Annotated in this window: 15 protein-coding genes; 6 read left to right on the top strand and 9 right to left on the bottom strand. The window is 69.5% G+C overall.

Annotated elements, in window-relative coordinates; all coding sequences use genetic code 11:
* Nucleotides 1-75: 75 nt before the first annotated feature.
* The 4 genes from FHT37_RS17740 to FHT37_RS17725 all read left to right on the top strand — a co-directional run bounded on the left by FHT37_RS17740 (nucleotide 76) and on the right by FHT37_RS17725 (nucleotide 4,299).
* The gene (locus tag FHT37_RS17740) at nucleotides 76-1,812 is read left to right on the top strand and encodes an ABC transporter substrate-binding protein (RefSeq protein WP_091728865.1); all 1,737 of its coding nucleotides are present in this window, start codon (nucleotides 76-78) and stop codon (nucleotides 1,810-1,812) included.
* A gap of 144 nt (nucleotides 1,813-1,956) precedes the next feature.
* Nucleotides 1,957-3,162, top strand: coding sequence for an AAA family ATPase (locus tag FHT37_RS17735; RefSeq protein WP_183483332.1), 1,206 nt, complete (start codon nucleotides 1,957-1,959; stop codon nucleotides 3,160-3,162).
* On the top strand, nucleotides 3,159-3,764 hold the full coding sequence (locus tag FHT37_RS17730; RefSeq protein WP_183483330.1) for a DUF4276 family protein: 606 nt from the start codon (nucleotides 3,159-3,161) through the stop codon (nucleotides 3,762-3,764). Before FHT37_RS17735 ends, FHT37_RS17730 begins: the two co-directional genes overlap by 4 nt.
* A gap of 58 nt (nucleotides 3,765-3,822) precedes the next feature.
* Nucleotides 3,823-4,299 (top strand): TerB family tellurite resistance protein, encoded by a 477-nt coding sequence (locus FHT37_RS17725; protein ID WP_183483328.1) that lies wholly within the window; start codon nucleotides 3,823-3,825, stop codon nucleotides 4,297-4,299.
* A gap of 127 nt (nucleotides 4,300-4,426) precedes the next feature.
* On the opposite strand, the gene FHT37_RS17720 is transcribed toward FHT37_RS17725, so the two are convergent.
* The 3 genes from FHT37_RS17720 to FHT37_RS17710 form a co-directional block, all read right to left on the bottom strand.
* Complete coding sequence (locus FHT37_RS17720; protein ID WP_183483326.1) at nucleotides 4,427-6,403, bottom strand: RDD family protein; 1,977 nt, start codon at nucleotides 6,401-6,403, stop codon at nucleotides 4,427-4,429.
* 178 nt (nucleotides 6,404-6,581) lie between these two features.
* Nucleotides 6,582-6,815, bottom strand: coding sequence for a hypothetical protein (locus FHT37_RS17715; RefSeq protein WP_183483324.1), 234 nt, complete (start codon nucleotides 6,813-6,815; stop codon nucleotides 6,582-6,584).
* Between the two features lie 146 nt (nucleotides 6,816-6,961).
* A complete protein-coding gene (locus tag FHT37_RS17710; protein WP_183483322.1) occupies nucleotides 6,962-7,486 on the bottom strand; it encodes a hypothetical protein in 525 nt (174 codons plus the stop codon).
* A 63-nt stretch (nucleotides 7,487-7,549) separates the two neighbouring features.
* Here FHT37_RS17710 and FHT37_RS17705 point away from each other — a divergent pair, with 63 nt between their 5' ends.
* A complete protein-coding gene (locus FHT37_RS17705; protein WP_183483320.1) occupies nucleotides 7,550-8,155 on the top strand; it encodes a hypothetical protein in 606 nt (201 codons plus the stop codon).
* 48 nt (nucleotides 8,156-8,203) lie between these two features.
* On the opposite strand, the gene FHT37_RS17700 is transcribed toward FHT37_RS17705, so the two are convergent.
* The 3 genes from FHT37_RS17700 to FHT37_RS17690 form a co-directional block, all read right to left on the bottom strand.
* Nucleotides 8,204-8,596, bottom strand: coding sequence for a hypothetical protein (locus FHT37_RS17700; RefSeq protein ID WP_091728846.1), 393 nt, complete (start codon nucleotides 8,594-8,596; stop codon nucleotides 8,204-8,206).
* A gap of 31 nt (nucleotides 8,597-8,627) precedes the next feature.
* On the bottom strand, nucleotides 8,628-11,351 hold the full coding sequence (locus tag FHT37_RS17695; protein WP_091728841.1) for a serine/threonine-protein kinase: 2,724 nt from the start codon (nucleotides 11,349-11,351) through the stop codon (nucleotides 8,628-8,630).
* Between the two features lie 87 nt (nucleotides 11,352-11,438).
* The gene (locus FHT37_RS17690; RefSeq protein WP_091728837.1) at nucleotides 11,439-11,993 is read right to left on the bottom strand and encodes an ECF-type sigma factor; all 555 of its coding nucleotides are present in this window, start codon (nucleotides 11,991-11,993) and stop codon (nucleotides 11,439-11,441) included.
* 309 nt (nucleotides 11,994-12,302) lie between these two features.
* Here FHT37_RS17690 and FHT37_RS17685 point away from each other — a divergent pair, with 309 nt between their 5' ends.
* Nucleotides 12,303-12,908 (top strand): diguanylate cyclase domain-containing protein, encoded by a 606-nt coding sequence (locus tag FHT37_RS17685; protein WP_183483317.1) that lies wholly within the window; start codon nucleotides 12,303-12,305, stop codon nucleotides 12,906-12,908.
* A 67-nt stretch (nucleotides 12,909-12,975) separates the two neighbouring features.
* Here FHT37_RS17685 and FHT37_RS17680 read toward each other — a convergent pair whose 3' ends face one another.
* Genes FHT37_RS17680 through FHT37_RS17670 form a run of 3 tightly spaced genes read right to left on the bottom strand, consistent with a single transcriptional unit; the run spans nucleotide 12,976 to nucleotide 17,910 of the window.
* Nucleotides 12,976-13,437: a GNAT family N-acetyltransferase gene (locus FHT37_RS17680; protein WP_091728831.1), complete on the bottom strand. Its 462-nt coding sequence runs from the start codon at nucleotides 13,435-13,437 to the stop codon at nucleotides 12,976-12,978.
* 46 nt (nucleotides 13,438-13,483) lie between these two features.
* Complete coding sequence (locus tag FHT37_RS17675; RefSeq protein WP_255489776.1) at nucleotides 13,484-15,289, bottom strand: phytase; 1,806 nt, start codon at nucleotides 15,287-15,289, stop codon at nucleotides 13,484-13,486.
* Nucleotides 15,290-15,303: 14 nt separating this feature from the next.
* The gene (locus FHT37_RS17670; RefSeq protein WP_183483310.1) at nucleotides 15,304-17,910 is read right to left on the bottom strand and encodes a TonB-dependent receptor; all 2,607 of its coding nucleotides are present in this window, start codon (nucleotides 17,908-17,910) and stop codon (nucleotides 15,304-15,306) included.
* Nucleotides 17,911-18,090 lie beyond the last annotated feature (180 nt).

The raw sequence follows: 18,090 nt of genomic DNA, 5'->3' as shown, positions 1-18,090 counted from the left end.
AATTCGGCTTCCTCTTCCCCCGGAGCCGCGATTCGTCCTCAAGAGGGGGAGATTCGACAGACACAGGAGACAAGCGTGAACAAGAGCAAGTATTCCGCGCTGGCCGTGGCCGCATTGCTGGCGTTGGGAGCGAACGCCGCTTGGGCCGGCGAGGCCGAGGCGAAGAAGTGGATCGACAGCGAGTTCCAGCCGTCGACGCTGTCCAAGGACAAGCAGACCGCCGAGATGAAGTGGTTCATCGAGGCGGCCAAGAAGCTGCAGGCCAAGGGCGTGAAGGAGATCTCGGTGGTGTCCGAGACCATCACCACGCACGAGTACGAGTCCAAGGTGCTGGCCAAGGCCTTCAGCGAGATCACCGGCATCACGGTCAAGCACGACCTGATCCAGGAAGGCGACGTCGTCGAGAAGCTGCAGACCTCGATGCAGTCGGGCAAGAGCATCTATGACGGCTGGATCTCCGACTCCGACCTGATCGGCACGCATTTCCGCTACGGCAAGATCATGAACCTCACCGACTACATGGGCGGTGCGGGTAAGGAGTGGACGAATCCCGGGCTGGACCTGAAGGACTTCATCGGCACCAGCTTCACGACCGCACCGGACGGCAAGCTGTACCAGCTGCCCGACCAGCAGTTCGCCAACCTGTACTGGTTCCGCGCCGACCTGTTCGCGCGCAAGGACCTTCAGGACAAGTTCAAGGCCAAGTACGGCTACGAGCTGGGCGTGCCGCTGAACTGGAGCGCCTACGAGGACATCGCCGAGTTCTTCACCAACGACGTGAAGACCATCGACGGCAAGCCGATTTACGGCCACATGGACTACGGCAAGAAGGACCCGTCGCTGGGTTGGCGCTTCACCGATGCGTGGCTGTCGATGGCGGGCTCGGCCGACAAGGGCATTCCCAACGGCATGCCGGTGGACGAATGGGGCATCCGCGTGGCCGACGACAAGTGCACGCCGGTGGGCGCGTCGGTGGCGCGCGGCGGCGCGACCAACTCGCCGGCGGCGGTGTACGCGCTGACGAAGTACGTCGACTGGATGAAGAAGTACGCGCCCAAGGAGGCGACGGGCATGACCTTCGGCGAGGCCGGCCCGGTGCCGGCCCAGGGCCAGATCGCGCAGCAGATCTTCTGGTACACGGCCTTCACCGCGGACATGACCAAGCCGGGCCTGCCGGTGGTGAATGCCGACGGCACGCCGAAGTGGCGCATGGCGCCCGGCCCGAACGGCCCGTACTGGAAGGCCGGCATGCAGAACGGTTACCAGGACGTGGGCAGCTGGACCTTCTTCAGCGGCCATGACGCCAACCGGACCGCGGCGGCCTGGCTGTATGCGCAGTTCGTGACGGCCAAGACGGTGAGCCTGAAGAAGAGCATCCAGGGCCTGACCTTCATCCGCGACAGCGACATCCGCAGCGACTACTTCACCAAGAACGCCAACAAGTACGGCGGCCTGATCGAGTTCTACCGCTCGCCGGCGCGGGTGGCGTGGACGCCGACGGGCACGAACGTGCCGGACTATCCGAAGCTGGCGCAGCTGTGGTGGAAGAACGTGGCGCAGGCGGTGACCGGCGAGAAGACGCCGCAGGCCGCGATGGACACGCTGGCGGACGAGATGGACGCGGTGATGGCGCGGCTGGAGCGCGCCGGCATGGCCAAGTGCGCGCCCAAGCTCAACAAGAAGGAAGACCCGAAGAAGTGGCTCTCCGACAAGGGCGCGCCGTGGGCCAAGCTGGCCAACGAGAAGCCCAAGGGCGAGACGATCGCCTATGAGAAGCTGCTCGGGGCTTGGAAGGAAGGCAAGGTGCGCTGAGCCTGCCGCCGCCGCGAAGCGGCGGTCTGCGTGATGCCAATGCCGCCGGGGCTTGCCTCGGCGGCATTCTTTTTGGGCGCGCGACCGAGCGGGTAGCATCTGCCTTTCGTTTCCGCCGCTGCTGCGAATCACCAAGGCTCCAAGATGACGCAAGTGCCCTTCCTGACCCGCGTCGTGCTGCGCAACTACAAGAGCATCGGCTTCTGCGATGTCCGGCTGCGTCCGCTCACCTATCTGGTTGGGGCGAACGGGTCCGGCAAGAGCAATTTTCTCGATGCGCTGCACCTCGTTCGGGACGCGCTGGGTGGATCGCTGGACAACGCGTTGAACGAGCGGGGCGGGCTCGCCGAAGTCCGTCGTCGGTCGACGGGCCATCCGATGACCTTTGGCGTGAGGCTCGAATTCATCCTGCCTTCGGGGCAAGAAGGGCATTACGCATTCAGCGTCAGCTCCCAGGCAGGCGGCAGCTATCTGGTTCATGCCGAAGAGTGCTTGATCGGAAAGCGGGGAAGTGGTCCCTCCTATCGCATCGAGAGGGGCATCGTGAAGGCGTCGAGCGAATCGACCTTTCCTGCCTTGACGCCGGATCGGCTCGCGCTGGTGGCGCTGTCAGGCGTTGCTGCTTTCCGCCCGGCCTATGACGCACTCACCTCCATGGGGTTCTACAACTTGAACCCCAAGGTCATGCGCGAGTTGCAGAAGCCCCAGGAGGGAAAGCTGCTCAAGCCGGTGGGCGAGAACATTGCCAGCGTCATCGGCCATCTGGAGCGCGTGTCTCCCGAAGGATTGGAGCGCATCCAGGAATATCTCCGGACCGTGGTGCCGATGGTGCACGGCATTCATCGCAAGCAGATCGGTCACATGGAGACCTTGGAGTTCAGCCAGGAGACAAAGGGCTCCGAGCATCCTTGGCGCTTCATGGCGCAGAACATGTCGGACGGCACCTTGAGAGCATTGGGCGTTCTGACTGCGCTCTATCAGGGCAATCGGGATTACGCGCCGACACTCGTTGGCATCGAGGAGCCGGAGACGGCGCTTCATCCGGCGGCGAGCGCGGCGCTCCGCGAGGCATTGCAGCGTGCGTCCGAAAACACGCAGATCATCGTCACCAGCCACAGCCCGGATCTTCTGCACGATGAAGGCATCGGCGCGGAGGCGCTGCTGGCCGTCGCGTCCGATGGCGGGGAGACCCATATCGCGCCAATCGACGAAGGCGCGCGCACCGCGCTGCGAGAGCGCCTGTTCTCCGCTGGTGAGCTGCTGCGGCTGAATCAATTGATGCCCGATCCATCGGAGATCAAGCGCCAAAGCCTCTCCCAGGGTGAACTGTTTGGAGAATCCCGCTCATGAGGTCGGTGTGCGCGATCGTCGAAGGAGACGGTGAGGTCGCTGCGATGCCCATCGTCCTGCGGCGTCTGCACGAGCGGTTCGGCCCTGCGGATTTCGTGAACGTGCTGACGCCAATTCGGGTCCACAAAGACCGCTTCCTGAATCGCGAGGAGGAGTTCCGCCGTCATCTCCTGCTGGCGGCGGCAAAGTGCGGCGAGGAGGGCTGGGTGCTGATCGTGCTTGATGCCGACGACGCCTGTCCGATCAACCTGGCTGCAGACATCAGGGCAAGGGCCGAGACCGTCATTCCCCACCGCGCTTTCGCCGTGGTCATTCCCAATCGGGAGTTCGAAGCCTGGTTCATCGCCGCAGCGGAGTCGCTGCACGGCGTGCGAGGTTTTGCGTGGACGTCGAACGATGAGATCGACGCGGAATCGCCCCGGAATGCCAAAGGCTGGATCAAGGAACGAATGGCCTCCCGCAGCTATGGCGAGACGACCGACCAGCCCGCGTTTTCCGCGAAGTTCGACTTGGACCTGGCCGCCGCCAACAGTCGCTCGTTCCGAAAGATGTGCAGCGAATGGAAGAAGAACTTCCAGATTGAACTGCTGGAGACGACGTAAGGAGGGGCGCTTAAGGCGCGCATAAGGCCGGAAACCACCGGCATGCCACCATCGGCGCATGTTCAAGTCGCTGATCGACCTCTTCGACACGCTGGCGCCGGATGACGCGTTCGGCCGCTCGCGGGGCGGCACGCCGTCGCTGCCGCTCGCGGCGGCGGTGCTGCTGGTCGAAGTCATGCGCGCGGACGCCGATTTCTCCGGCGTCGAGCGCGCCGCGGTCCACCGCGGCCTCACCGCCCTGTTCGCCATCTCCGACGACGAGGCCGATGCGCTGACCGCGCAAGCCGAGCGCACCGCGCGCACGGCCTCCGACCTGTTCGCCTTCACCTCGCCGATCGACGAGCGCTGGGAGATGCCGCAGAAGCTGCGCCTGCTCGAGCTGATGTGGGGCGTGGCCTATGCCGACGGCCGACTCGGCGACATCGAGCGCCACACGATGTGGCGCATCGCCGACCTGCTGCACATCCCGCAAGGCGCCTACGTCCATGCGCGCATGCGGGCGAAGGCGGCCGCCGGGATCGGCGACGAAGACTGAATCCGCCTCCTCCGAGGCGCCGGTCGCGCCGCCTGCCCGAAATGGAAAGGCCCTCCGCAGGAGGGCCTTCTTGTTGGTGAGAGTTCGGTGATGGCGAGGCTCGCCCCGACCGCCTCGCCCGGTTGGGTCAGCGCACGTTCTGAAAGACCACGCGTTCCGCCAGTTCGCGCGGCGCGACCGCCGTGCTGCGCTGCAGCTGGTTGAGCACCAGGCTGGCGCGCTCGCAGCTGATGGGCGCGGGACCGGCATCGCCGTCGGTCCACAGCTTGGAGAAGGCGCCCGCGGCAGCGGTGCCGACGGTCCGGGCCACGACCTCGAGTTCCAGCGCCGTCGCCTGCGGCGCACGCGCGCGCAGCGGCGCGGTCTCGGCGGCGGACTCGGTCAGCCAACGCGCCTCAAGGGCCATGGCTTCCTCCGGCAGCAGGCGGCGCGGCACCGGCGAGCCCGAGAGCCAGGACTGACAGGTGTCCGCACCTAGCGCCTGCGCCGCGGTCAGCTGCGCGCGCAGCACTTGCAGATAACGCCGGCGCAGGTCGCGCGAGCCGTTCAGCAGCATCTCCCGCACGTTCGGTGCGAGCGCCGCCTGGGCCGCGATCTGCGCGCCGGCGACGGCGTGTTCCGATCCCGCCAACGCCATGTGAGCATTGCGCATGCGGCCGGCGGCGTCGTCGATCAGGCCCGGGAAGCGCTGGTCGAGCCGGAACCACGCGTCGCTCGCCCGCAGCGCGTTGACGTAGTCGACCAGCGGCGCGTACTGGCCGGGCTTGTCGCCTTCCGGCAGCGCCACGTCCAGCGTGCGCGGCGGCGGCAGGATCAGGGAATGGCGCACCAGGTCCTCGGCGGCGGGGTACCACATGCGTCTGGACGGCGTGCTGAGCGTCTTCTCGATGAAGTCCTCCGGCAGCTCCATGCGGCGGTAGGTGCGGGCGAGTTCCTGATTGGCGATCTCGTCGAAGGCCGGATTGAAGGTGCCGCTGCTGGCGCGATGGAAGCCCAGCTGCGCGCCGGGCATGAGCTGGCGCTTGTTGCCGGCGAGGAAGACCAGCGTGCAGGCGCTTTCGCAGTTGCCGATCGCACGGGTGCCGACGCCGCGTTGGCGGATCAGCTCGACCATGCGTTCGGCCTCGGTGACGCGGCCGCCGGGCGAGGCGACCTCGAGCAGGCGCACCGCCGGCGAGGCCGCCAGCAGCGTGCCCAGGCGATGCGCGTCGCCGGCGCCGATCGGACCATTGAACTGCATGGTGCGGCCGTCGGCGCTGACGGACAGGCGCACATTGCCGATCGGATCGATGCCGCGGGCGAGCTTCCACAGCTCCGGGAACTCGGAGAACACGCCCAGCGCGAGCGAGAAGGCGATCTGCAGGAACGAGCCCAGCAGCGACAGTCGCGCCAGGCCGGAGATCAGGTAGGAGCCGCCCGCGTCGACGTAGCCACGCACCGAGCGCCAGGTGCCGACGGCGCTCCAGACCTCGATGACGATCAGCAGCGGCCAGGCGATCAGCAGCGCGATCGCGACGCCCTGCAGGCCCTCGCTCTTGGTCGCGAGCCAGGCGACCAGGCCCTGCACGCCGGCGGCGACGGGCCAGGTCAGCAGGACGTGGTTGATCCAGAAGCTCTGGGCCAGGCTCTGCTCGCCGCGCCAGTGGCTGGCGATGTAGCCGATGAGCAGGCCTTCGCCGTCGGCGGGCGCCTCGCGGCTGCGCTCGACGGCGGTGCGGGAGAGGCGGTCGTGCCAGGTGCGGCCCTCGGCGTCGACGCGGGCCCAGAGGAAGCCGGCGAACAGCGGGACCGCGGACACGAGATAACCGGCCCAGCGCAGGGCGGCTTGCAGCGGTGACGGGTGCTTGCCGCTGCGGGCGTCGACGACCTTGATGCCGGCGACCAGCTTGCCGGGCGTGGCGCCCTGCCAGCTCCAGAACACCACGCAGACGATCAGCGGCAACAGCCAGTTGATGGCGAGCGTGCCGGGACGCAGGTCGGTCCACTTGGACACCGGGTCGCCATAGACGGCCCACATCAGCAGCGTGCTCGCGGCGAGCATCAGCGCGCCGTCGATGACCATGGCCAGCGCGCGAGGCGCCAGGCCGACGGATTGGTTCGACATCCTTCTCTCCCTCCAGGGCGGGGAGTGTAGTGAGCGGGTGCGGCGCCGCGCTTGTCAGTCCTGTGGCGGTGTGGGCGCTGTATTGAATCCGTCACAGGCGACGGGGTGGAGTTCCCCCTTTGGGAGGGGGCCGGCAGTAATACCGCGCCAGACAAGACCCGAAACGACGACGTTGGTGTCAAGCACGAGCCGGACGACGCCTTTGTGCCCGGACCGCATCGATCTCGACCTGGATGTCCTCGGCGGACATTGCTTCCGATTCGGGCGCCCGAATACGTTCGAGCCGTTCAAGCAGGGCTTGGGAGCGGAGCTGCCTGGCAATGAGCTGGATCAGCCGATCAGGATGCAGAAGGCCCGCGCGGGCGGCAGCCTGGGCCAGTCCGTCGGGGAGATGGATTTCAATTGAAGTCATTGGCGCGATTCCCTTTCGACATGCCGCCTGCAGCGCGCGAAGGGCCAATGCTCTCGCCGGCCCGGCGGCCGCTCAATGACTCCGTCTATCCAAGAACCGACTCGAAGCTGCGCGTTCGTTGGCGCAGTGCCACACCTGCCGCCGGCTCAGTCGTCCCAGAAGAACCGCCGGTCCGGATAGACCACGCTCTGCGAGGTGCGGAACACCACGCCGTTCTTGAAGTGCACGTTGAAGCGCAGCAGGTAGCCGTTCATCTCGGGCTCGATGTTCCAGTCCCAGACGTCCTCGCCGCTGAGCTTGAAGAACACGCGGGTGCGCTCGCGGCCGAGGATGCGGTTCACCTGCTCGGGCGTCATGCCCGGCACGATGCGGTTGCGGCTCGCCGGCGAGAGGCCGTCGACCGCGCTCACGAAGCGGTCCTGCGCATCGAGCCGCACCATGTAGCAGGTGCGGCCGAAGGGCTGGGTGGCGTACTCCAGCGTGTGGCCGCCGTCGGCCTCGGGCCAGACGTAGCTCGGCGGGCCGTAGAGCTGCTGCACCTGGGCGCCGGTCGTGACGCCGGGCTGCAGGCGCTGGTCCTTGAGCAGCGTCGTGCAGCCGCCCAGCGCCACCGTCGCGACCACCGCCACCGCTGCCGTGCCCAGCGGGCCCAGGCTCGTCCACTCGCGCATCGTTCTCTCCTGCCAGACGAAGCGGCCATTGTGCGGCGAGCGCGGCGACGCACAATCCGCCCCATGCCGAGACCGCACTTCCGACAGGCGTTTCAGATCGCCGCCCTGACCGTCCTGCTGACGGGCGCGCCCGCGATGGCGCAGGCGCCCGCCGTGGCCGGCGCGGGATCCGCGTCGAGCGCCGCGCCGGGCGCGCCGTGTGTGCTGCTGTTCGGACAGGGGCGCAACTTCGATCCCGAGCAGTCGGCGGCCAATCGCCGCTGGGACGAGGCCAACGGCGCCTTCAACCTCGCCGTGCGCGAGCCGCTGGCGGCCGCGGGGCTGCGGGTGATCAACCTGGTGTTGCCGGTTTCGGCGACCGACCTGCCGCGCAACCTGCAAGGGCTGCTCGCCGAGGTGCAGCGGTGCGGCTGCACGCGGGTGCTGGAAACGGCGCTGTTCGCCGACGTCGCGCAAGGGCTGCTGATCGCGCGGCTGCGGGTGTATCCGGTGCTGGGGCTGCTGGGTCCGCAGGCGGCCGGCAGCCAGCCGCGGATCGGCGCGGTGGCCTATACGCAGCAGAAGGAATTCACGCTCGATGCGCGGGTGATGGATCGGGTGAACCCGTCCCGGTTGGGACGGGTGATGGGGGAGGAGGCCGCGGCCGCGCTGGTCGTGCCCCGTGAATGAGCAAAGGGCCGCGATGCGGCCCTTTGCGTATCGACGCGGACGACGGGATCAGCAGGTCAGCGGGCCGTCGTTCAGGACCTGGGGATCGCTGCTCGGGTAGAGGTTCTCGACCTGGCCCGGCGTGGAGAAGAGCAGGATGACGCCCTTGGTGATGATCGAGCCGTTCGTCGGCATCGGGAAGGTGACGACGTTCTCGTCATCGGCCGGCGCGAAATTGCTGCCGTTCATGCCGGGTGTGGAGCCGATCGTCTTGAAGGTGGCGCCGATCAGCAGCAGGCTGGTGTTGTCGGCCTGCGCGAAGTTGCAGGAGCCCGCGTCGCGGGGAATGTGGAGCGTGGAACCTTCGATGGGCTCGGTGCCCGCCTGGTCGGCGTAGTACGTGCAGTCCGCGAAGTTGCCATCGGCGCTGACCTGGGCAGCGACATAGAACGTGTTGGTCATCGAATCACTCCTTGAGCAGTTTTGGTAATGGTCAGGTCGGAGCGATGCCTGATCGATCCCGCGCGAGCCACTCGGCAGATTGCCTGACGTCTCCGCGTCCTCCCTGTCCCAAGCAGGATTGGGCATCAACCCATGCGCGAGTGATCTGCTGATGAACCCGAATCAGGCCGGCCATCTTCTCGATCCTGTCAACAACATCCTGGCATACCGCCTGTCGCTCGCGTGCCTGCTGCGGGCTGGTGCGGCCCTTCAGCAATTCGATCTGCAGCTGCCGGACGAGTAGCAGCCCGCTCAGGATCCGCACCTCGCGGGGCCGCTTGTCGAGGGTCGGCTGCACCAGCTGCACCGCGTTCGCGAGCACCGCTTGTGCGGCGGCAATGTCGCCGTCCTGGCTGAGCGACCGTGCCTGCTGGGTGGACCAGACCATCCAGGCGTCGAGCACCCGACCGTCGATGCGCTCGGCATCCTTCGTGAGCAGGTCCAGGGCGCGCCGCACGGTCTGGAGGCGTTCCTTGCGTTCCTGCGGCGGCAGCAGGCTGCCCTGCACCTCGGTGTCCAGCAGCTGCATCCGGATCCGGTTGATCTGCCATTGGACATTGGACGGATCTTTGGCGGCCAGCGTCTCGAGGATGCTCCTGGCGGCGGAGGCATCCCGGATGGCGGCGTCGCGCTGACCGGTGTTGACCAGGGCCTCCGCCTTCCAGCGATGCATGATGGCCTCGCGGTACGCCCACCCGTCCTGCGGCGCGTCGCGTCGGACTTCGGCGATCAGCGACGCGCCTTCCGCGAAGGTGTGGGCGGCGGCCTGGTCCAGCCCCTGCCAGAGCAGCGTCGTCCCGAGCCAGCTCAAGCTGTCCGCCAGGTCCATCCGCGCAGCGGCATTGCCGGCGTCCGCGGGTTCTTGCAGCCCCTGTTTCTTGAGCTCGATGGACTTGCGGAAGAAGGCCGTCGCCGAGCGCAGGTCCGCCAACTCCAGCTTGGCGGTGCCCAGGCTGTTGTAGGCGTAGGAGAGCTCGATCAGCGCCTCGCGGTTGCGAGGCTGCGCGTCCAGCCAGGCCTGTTCCGCGTCCCGGTAGGCGAGCCAGGCCTCGGTCGCCCGGTCGAGCTCGCGCGCGTAGTAATGGACATGGCCGACCCAGAACGCCGCCGCGCCCTGCGCCTTGCGCCACTCGCCCGTCAGGTCGGGCGAGGGCGGGGCGCCCTCGAGCAGCTTGCGTGCCGCCTGCAACGGCTCCAGCGCCTCCTTGAGATTCCGCTTGGAGACACGGACCTCACCGATCACCGTCAAGGCCTTGGCGCGTTGCAGCCGCTCCATCGGCGTGGCGTTCTGATCCTGCGCCAGATACGTCAGCGCCTTGCTCCCCACGCTGTCCAGCAGCTCCAGCCGCCCCACCGGCCGCAGCTTGTCGGCGAACTCCCCCAGCATGTAGCTCAGCAGGTCCTCCGCCTGTTGCCGCCGCTCCTGCGCCTGGTGCTCCGCCCGTTCGGCCCGCCGCGCCTGCAGCACGCTCAGCCCCGTCAGCGACACCAGCGCCAGCACCGCCACGCTGCTCGCCGCGACGCTCCACCGATGCCGTCGCACGAAGCGGCCCAGCACGTACAGCCGCGTGTCCGGCCGCGCCGTGATCGGCTCGTGCGCCAGCCAGTGCCGCAGGTCCACCGCCATCGACTCCGCGTTGGCATACCGCTCCGACGGCTTCTTCTTCAGCGCCTTGCCGACGATCGTGTCCAGGTCGCCCCGCAGCAGCTTGGCCTGCCGCGCGATCACCGGGTCGAGCTGGTCGCTCGCCACGTCCGACAGCCGCTTGGGCACCAGCTCCACCACCGCCCGCAGCCGGTCCAGGTGGGTCTGCGTGTCGTCCGCCGTCGGATGGCGGCCGCCCAGCATCTGGTACAGCAGCACGCCCAGCGCGTACACGTCGGTGGCCGTCGTGACGTCGGCCTGCTGCACCTGCTCCGGCGCCGCGTACTGCGGCGTGAACGCGCTGCCGGCCCGCTGCGTCAGCTCGGTGGCCACGCCCGAGTGCGTCGCGTCGTCCAGCAGCTTGGCGATGCCGAAGTCCAGCAGCTTCACCTGGCCGTCGTGCGTGACCAGGATGTTGCTGGGCTTGAGGTCGCGATGCAGGATCAGCCGCTGGTGCGCATGCGCCACCGCCGCCAGCACGTCCAGGAACAGCTTGATCCGTGACTCCACGTCCAGCCCGTTGACCTGGCAGTGGCGGTCGATCGGCAGGCCGTCCACATACTCCAGCACCAGGTAGGGCTGGTGCCCGTGATGCACGCCCGCGTCCAGCAGCCGCGCGATGTTCGGATGCGACAGCCGCGCCAGGATCTGCCCCTCGCGCTCGAAGCGGCCGCTGTCGCCCTTGCCGAACAGCCCCGACTTCAGGAACTTGACCGCCACCTGGCCCTCGAAGCGGCCGTCGGCCCGGCTCGCCAGCCACACCGCGCCCATGCCGCCCTGGCCGAGCTCGCGCTCGAGCTCATAGGGCCCGAGGGTCTCGCCGCGGAAGTCCAGCGGCGGCACCGCCGACGGCACCGGCCCCTGCAGCACCTCGGCGGCCGGCTGCTCGAGGAAACGGTCGTCGTCGAGCGCGGCATCGCGCGCCAGCAGCGCCTCCAGGTGCTCGGCCATCGCGACGTCGCCGGCGCGGATCTCCGCGAGGCGGCGGCCCCGGGCGGGCTCCTCCAGGTCGAGCAGTTCGTCGAGCAGCGGACTCAGCGCGATCCAGCGCTGTTTATCGAGTGCGTCCATCGTCGGGCGTCTTGGGATTCTTGGGCGTCGTGGGCATCTTGGGCGACTTGCGCCGTATCGACGGACCGCGCGGTGCCGACCCGGGGGTCAGTCCTTGAGGCTCATCGAGAGCAGGATTCTCGCCTTCTGCCAGTCGCGCTGGATGGTCCGCTCGGTGACGCCGAGCGCCTCCGCGATCTCCTGCTCCAGCAAGCCGCCGAAATACCGCATCTCCACCACCTGCGCCAGCCGCGCGTCGATGGTGGCGAGCTCCTCCAGCGCCTCGTGCACGCGCAGGATGTGGTCGTCGGACTGCGGTGCGCCCTCGACCACCGCGGTGTTGAGCGTCAGGTCGGGCTGGTCGCCGCCGCGGCGCTCGGCCTGGCGCGCCCGCACCAGGTCGATGACGACGTGGCGCATGGTCCGCGCCGCGTAGGCCAGGAAGTGGCGCCGGTCGGGGAAGGTCTGGCCCTGCGCGCCCGCCAGGCGCAGCCAGGCCTCGTGCACCAGCGCGGTGGTGTCCAGCAGCGTCATCTCGCCGGCCTGCCGGATGCGTTGCCGCGCCAGGCGCTGAAGGTCGCCGTACAGCTGCGCCACCACCTGGTCGGCGGCGGACCGGTCGCCTTGGCCGGCCTCGTGCAGCAGTTGGGTGATGTCCTTCATGAGGCGGAACTCTAGCGGGGGTGTATGACCTTGTTACATGGGCCTGGGCGACGGATGACGCAAACCGGTGGGTCTCGACATCAATTTAAGGGTTTCTACCCAGCAGATTTTTGTGAGCGGATGTCGGGACGGCGGTGAGGAATCCGTTTTAGATAGGTGAGGGCACGGCTGGTCAGTGTGGCAAGGGAGGCCGGCATGGATCGGGCTGCTTCAGCAGGTCGTGTCCTCAACCCCATTCATTCGTTCCCCGCGGGTCGGCCTGGTGCCGCACGCGGGCGTGGATCCGTCCTCGACCTGGAGCTGTCGCGCATGAGCCTGTCCACCGCCATCGTCGCGTCCGCCGCCATGGAGGAGGGCCAGGCGGCACCTGCCAAGCCGGCGCGACAGACGCCGGCGCTGTGGCTGCCCCGCGTCGATTCGCTGGCCGAGTTCGGCCTCATGATCTCGCGCCAGCTGACGCAGTGCCGCCGCTACGGCGGTCACCTGTCGGTGCTCTGGCTGGAGGCGGCGCCGGCCGGTGCCGAGGACGACGCGACCCTGGCCGCCTCGGCGTCGGGCGAGCCGCCAGCCGCCGATGAGGGCGAGGGTGGCGCGGAACGCGTCGCGGCGCTCGAGACCCGGTCGCAGCTGATGACGGCGGTGGGACGCCGCCTGCGCAGCCGGGTGCGCGGGACCGACATGGTCCTGCAGGTGGGCGAGACCAGCTTCGCCGTGCTGCTGCTGGACGCCGGCCTGCGCGAGGCCCACCTGGTGCAGCAGCGCCTGGCCCCGGCGCTGAACAGCCCGTACGGCGTGGACACGCGGATGCTGCAGGTGCGCCTGCAGATGGGCACGGCCTCTTTCCCGGAGGGTGGCCTGCGCGGCGCCGACCTGGCCGAGAGCGCCCGCCAGGACCTGCGCCGGCGCCGCTGCTGAGCGCGCGCCTGCTGTCCACCCGTCCGGCGGGCCGCTGCCCGCCATCGGGCTCGCTCGGAAGCCCCGCTCAGAAATCCTGCCCGTAGATCAGGAAGCCCTTGTGCTCCGCGACGCGGTCGTACAACGCGCGCCCGGCCGCGTTGGTCGTGTGCGTCTGCCAGTAGAGGCGATGTCCGCCGCGCGCCTGCACCGCCGCGGTGACCGCCGCGATCAGCGCCCGACCGACGCCGCGGCCGCGGACGTCCTCGGCGGTGAACAGGTCCTGCAGGTAGCAGGTGTCCTCGATGCGGGTCGTGCTGCGGTGGAAGAGGTAATGCGTCAGGCCGACCAGCCGCCCGTCGAGCTCGGCGACGAAGGCGTGGACCGGCTCGCGTTCATCGAAGAAGCGCGCCCAGGTCGAGGCCGTCACGGCCTCGGGCAGGGCGGTCTCGCCGGCGCGGCCATAGAAGGCGTTGTAGCCGTCCCAGAGCGGACGCCAGGCGGCGAGGTCGGACGGGGCGATCGGACGGACGACGATTTCAGAGGACATGCGCGAAGTCGAGGACTGGGCCGGGGCCCGGTTGAAAGGGCCGCGATCATCGGGCTTCGCGCGAGGCCGGGCAACCATCGCATGACGCCGGGGGCTCAACCGCGCGCATCACCGCCTGCCACGGCACCAGCTTGAAGTTCTGCCGTCCCATCGGCCAGCGCTTGTGGCCGTCCTGGACGACGAGCAGCCCCCGGCCGTACTCGCCGCCGAGCGCGGCCGCGCTGACGTCCAGTCCGTCGGTCTCCGATGCCGCGTCGATGCCGCGGGCCGGGTTCAGGCCGACACGGAAGCGTCCCTTGACCGCATGGGGCGCGTCCGCGTCGAGCAGCACATAGCTGTCGTCGCCCTGGGAGGAAACAACCAGCCACGCGCCCTGGGCGCTGCGATGCACCGCCATGCCCTCGACATCGGCATGCAGCGTCTCCCCGACCGGCAGGATCAGCGCGGCGTCGCCCAACCGGCCCTCCGCGTCCAGCGCGACGCGCCACAGCCCGCGCTTCTCCTCGCCGACGAAGAGCTGCCGGCCCGGCTCGTCGACCACGCAGCCCTCCGGTTGCGAGGCCAGCCGCATCGTGGCGACCGTCGTGGCCGACCAGGCGCCGGCGCTGCGCGCCACCCGCAGCTGCAGCAGGCGCCCGTCCTTGTCGTTGACGAACACGTCCAGGCCGCCCGCCGGGTTGCGTCCGGCGCAGACGCCGTAGACCTCGTCCAGCCCCGTCGGCAACTCGGCCAGGGTGCTCACGCGGCCGCCGCCGTCGATGCCGAACAGCAACACGCTGTGACGGTCGCGCTGCGTGGCGACGGCCAGGTCCCAGTCGCGGCCGTCGTGGCGCAGGCGCTGCCGCAGGTCGACGTTGTTGACGCGGCCGACCGGCAGGAACTGCCTCTCGCGCCCCTGCAGGTCGTAGACCGCCAGGCCGCGCTTCTTGTCGGTGCCCAGGATGAGGCTGCGCGCGGGCTGCGTCGGATGGACCCAGATCGCAGGATCGTCCGCGGCATCGCCGCCGCCCCGCACCGGCTCGGTCTGCGCCGAGGGGACTGCGACCGGGATCACCGGGCGGGGACGCGCCGCGCGGGCCTCGAGCCAGAGCGCCAGATCCTTCGGCGCCAGCCCCGGCGCGACCAGCGCGCGGCCCGAGCGCTCGGCGTCGGCCTCGAAGGCCCACAGGCCTACGTCGGCCTCGGCGATGTACAGCGTCGCCTCGTCGTCGCGCACCGCGCAGCTCTTGGCGTCCGGGATCGTCGCCAGCTGGCGCAGTACCTGGGCCGGCATCGGCGAGGGCGCGACCAGGCGACCGCTCGTGCCGGTCAAGCCGCTCGTGCTGCTCGTGCTGCTCGTGCTGCTTGCTCGGCGCTTGGCCGGGTCGACGGGCGGCGGGGTCAGCAGCCATTGCTCCGACAAACCATCGCTGCCGAGCAGGAAGGCCTGGAGCGTCTGCTGGCGCGGCTCGAGGTAGAGGCAGATCGCCTCGACGTCGATCGCCGGCGCCGCCCACTGGCCGCGCTCGCGCAGGCGCTGGTCCCGCACCTCGATCAGGCGAAGGACGCCGGTGTCGGCGTCCTGCAGCAGCGCGACGGTCGTGCCGTCCGCGAGCCGGCGTCGATCCCAGCGCTTGGCGCGCACGCTGAACTCGTCCGCCGGCTGGCCCGCGGCGTCGAGCAGCCGCAGGCCGTTCTTGCCCAGCTCGAGCACCGGCGCGGTCGACGTTGCCGCCGTGCCCGTTGTCGTTCCCGGTCCAGAACCCGCCTGAGCGATCGGGACGAACGCGCCCGCAGCCGCAACAGCCGTCGCCAGGAGCGCGCGGATCGTCATCCCAGCGGCGCGGGGCGTCCTCATCGTCTTCATCGTCATGACCTGCCGCTCCTTCAGAACATCGCCAGCTTCAGGCTGAGCTTGTAGGCCCGCCCGTACTGCTCGTACTGGGTGTTGAAGGCCTTGCTGCCCTGGTAGACGTAATAGCGTTCGTTGCTCAAGTTGAGCGCCTCGAACTGCAGCTGCAGCTGCTTCGTCAGCTGGATGCGCATCGACGCGTCGATCTGGTTCTGCGTGTCGACCTTGCGGTCCTGCGCCGCGTCCAGCACGTCGCCGACCTCGAGCAGGTAGGGCGACTTGTGGTTCAGCGCGATGCGCGCGCCGAAGGCCGGCGACTCCCAGCCCAGGCTGAGGTTGATGCTGCGGTCGGACTGGCTCGGCAGCGCGATGCGCCGGCTGACGAAGCGGCCCTCGTCATAACCGCCGATGGTCGCGCGCGACTTCACGAAGCTGCCGTTCGCGCCGATCACCAGGCCGTTCCACGGCGCCGGCAGCGTGCTCAGCGCCTGGCTCCAGGAGAGCTCCAGCCCACGCACCGTCGCGTCGCCGCCGTTGGCGAAGGACTCGACATGGCTGAAGTCCTCCCAGCCCGGCGTGCCGGCCAGGTCGGTCTGGAAGGCGAAGTCGCGGATCTTCTTGTGGAACAGCGCGGCCGACAGCACCCCGTCCCGTCCCAGTCTCTGCTCCAGGCCGAGGTCCAGGTTGCGCGCGCGCAGCGGCTTGAGCAGCGGGTTGCCGACGGTGGCCTCGTCGCCGTCGACGGTCACGCCCGGGCTCAGCTGGCCGAAGGCCGGCCGCACCACCGCGTGCGTCAGCGCCGCGCGCAGCACCAGGCCTTCGTTGAGCTTCTGGCGCAGCAGCACCGCCGGCAGCCAGTGGCTCGAGCGCGTGTCCTGGTGCACCGCGCTCAGCTCGCCATCCTTCCAGGCGGTGCCGTCGGCGGTGAAGCGCACGCGCTCATGGCGCACGCCGACCAGCCACTGCGTGCCGCCGCGCTCCAGCGTCGCCTGCAGGTAACCGGCGTCGGTGCGCTCCTTCATCGCGTAGTCGTTGACCGACGAGTCGACCGCGTCGCGGAACGCGTTCAGGTCATAGGCGCCGTACAGGCCGCGCAGCTTGCCGGCATCGATGCCGGGCCCGAAGGCGGTCCACGGGTAGTCGACCTCGCCGCCGCCGACGAACTGGCCCAGCCCCAGCTGCGCCGACGGGACGTTGTACGGCGCCTTCTTCAGCACCTTCGCGCTGGGCGCGTAGGTCTCCTGCGCGTTGTCCTTGTTGCGGCGCATCGCCTTCAGGCCGGTCTTGAGGTCGAGGTCCCAGCCGCCCAGGTCGAACTCGCGCTGCACGTCGGCCTTCAGGTGGCGCACCCGGTCGGTGGCGCTGCTCTGCTCCACCTTGGCCTTGTTGAAGGCGTATCGCGAGGCGTCGCCCAGCCCGGCCACCGCCGTGGGCATCGGCCGAACGGTGTCGGTGTAGCCCAGGCCGGAGAAGTCCGCGGTGAAGGACGACGAGGCCAGCGTGTCGGGCTTGTCCTCGCTGGCGCGGCCGGCACCGGCCTCGGCCCAGAACTTCCAGTCGCCGCGGCTGAGCTCGCTGCCCAGCACCACGGCGCTGGACTTGTTGATCTCGCGCCGCGCCTTCAGGCCGCGGCTGACGGTGCCGTCGCCGGTCTCGCCGGGCGCCAGCGGCTCGTCGAACTCGATCGCGATCGACTGGCGCTGCTCCTGGTCGGTGAAGCGGCTGCTGAAGCTGCGCAGGTAGACCAGCGAGGCCTCGTCCGGCTTGAAGTCCAGGTTCAGCGCCGCGCCGACGCGCTCGCGGGTGATGGTGTAGCGGCGCAGCTCGAAGCTGGCCAGCTTGTCGCCGTCCCAGTCGCCGCCGGTCTCGACGTTGTCGCTGGCGAAGCGGCGCTGGTCGGCCGACAGCGCCAGCGCCACGCCCAGCGTGCCGCCGGCGAAGCGGTCGGCGAAGGCGACCGAGCCGCGCGGCCGGGTCCTGCCGGCATTGGCGTCGTGGTTGGCGCCCAGTTCCATCGTGAACAGCCGGCCCGGCTGGTCGAAGGCGCTGAGCGTGCGCACCGTCACCGTGCCGCCCAGCGAGTTGGCGTCCTGGTCCGGCGTCAGCGTCTTCTGCACCTCCAGCGAGCGGATCAGGCCGGCCGGCACCAGGTCCAGGCCCGGAGCGCGGCGGTCGGACTCGGAGGCGGGCGTGAGCGCGCCGTTGATGTTGACCGCGTTGTAGTCCGGACCCAGGCCGCGGACGCGGATGAAGCGGCCTTCGCCCTGGTCGCGCTCCACCGACACGCCCGGCATGCGGGCCAGCGCCTCGGCGGCGTTGTTGTCGGGCAGTTGGCCGATGCCGTCGGCATGCACGATGTTGACGATGCCGGGCGCCGCGGACTGCTTGTCCAGCGCGGAGCGCAGCGCCGCCGCCTGGCCCACCGTCACGACGGTGTCGAGCTGGCGGGCGTCGGCCTTCGCGTCCTTGGCGGGCGGGGCGTCTGCGCGGGCGTCCTTGCGGAGGCCGGCGGCGGCCTCGGGGCGCGTGTCAGGACGGGGCGGGGCCTGGGTGTCGGCGGCCTGCTGCGCCCATCCGGGCGTGGCGGCGAAGAGGCTGGACAGGCACAGGGCGAAGAGCGTCGGGCGGGGCGGCGTGCGCATGGGAAGAGGTCGGTGAGTCACGGATGGCGGCGCACGTTAGGAAGCCGGGATGGCGGGTCCGTGACAGCGTGGGATTCTCGACGCGCCGCGGCCCGGACGGCTCCGCCAGGCCCGGCGCGTGAGCCGATCCGACCCCCGGCGCCGCATGTGACGGCGACTGTCACAAACGCTGCCTAGCAT

The sequence above is a fragment of the Mitsuaria sp. BK037 genome, from assembly GCF_014193045.1.
Classification (GTDB): Bacteria; Pseudomonadota; Gammaproteobacteria; order Burkholderiales; family Burkholderiaceae_C; genus Roseateles.
The sequence above is the reverse complement of the archived record's forward strand: the minus strand, read 5'-3'. Positions and strand labels throughout refer to the sequence as shown.

Excerpts from the sequence above, each read along its gene's own strand:
- FHT37_RS17735 (WP_183483332.1), top strand. The coding sequence starts at position 1,957 with ATGACGCAAGTGCCCTTCCTGACCCGCGTCGTGCTGCGCAACTACAAG.
- FHT37_RS17730 (WP_183483330.1), top strand. The coding sequence starts at position 3,159 with ATGAGGTCGGTGTGCGCGATCGTCGAAGGAGACGGTGAGGTCGCTGCG.
- FHT37_RS17725 (WP_183483328.1), top strand. The coding sequence starts at position 3,823 with ATGTTCAAGTCGCTGATCGACCTCTTCGACACGCTGGCGCCGGATGAC.
- FHT37_RS17720 (WP_183483326.1), bottom strand. The coding sequence starts at position 6,403 with ATGTCGAACCAATCCGTCGGCCTGGCGCCTCGCGCGCTGGCCATGGTC.
- FHT37_RS17715 (WP_183483324.1), bottom strand. The coding sequence starts at position 6,815 with ATGACTTCAATTGAAATCCATCTCCCCGACGGACTGGCCCAGGCTGCC.
- FHT37_RS17710 (WP_183483322.1), bottom strand. The coding sequence starts at position 7,486 with ATGCGCGAGTGGACGAGCCTGGGCCCGCTGGGCACGGCAGCGGTGGCG.
- FHT37_RS17705 (WP_183483320.1), top strand. The coding sequence starts at position 7,550 with ATGCCGAGACCGCACTTCCGACAGGCGTTTCAGATCGCCGCCCTGACC.
- FHT37_RS17700 (WP_091728846.1), bottom strand. The coding sequence starts at position 8,596 with ATGACCAACACGTTCTATGTCGCTGCCCAGGTCAGCGCCGATGGCAAC.
- FHT37_RS17695 (WP_091728841.1), bottom strand. The coding sequence starts at position 11,351 with ATGGACGCACTCGATAAACAGCGCTGGATCGCGCTGAGTCCGCTGCTC.
- FHT37_RS17690 (WP_091728837.1), bottom strand. The coding sequence starts at position 11,993 with ATGAAGGACATCACCCAACTGCTGCACGAGGCCGGCCAAGGCGACCGG.
- FHT37_RS17685 (WP_183483317.1), top strand. The coding sequence starts at position 12,303 with ATGAGCCTGTCCACCGCCATCGTCGCGTCCGCCGCCATGGAGGAGGGC.
- FHT37_RS17680 (WP_091728831.1), bottom strand. The coding sequence starts at position 13,437 with ATGTCCTCTGAAATCGTCGTCCGTCCGATCGCCCCGTCCGACCTCGCC.
- FHT37_RS17675 (WP_255489776.1), bottom strand. The coding sequence starts at position 15,289 with ATGACGATGAAGACGATGAGGACGCCCCGCGCCGCTGGGATGACGATC.
- FHT37_RS17670 (WP_183483310.1), bottom strand. The coding sequence starts at position 17,910 with ATGCGCACGCCGCCCCGCCCGACGCTCTTCGCCCTGTGCCTGTCCAGC.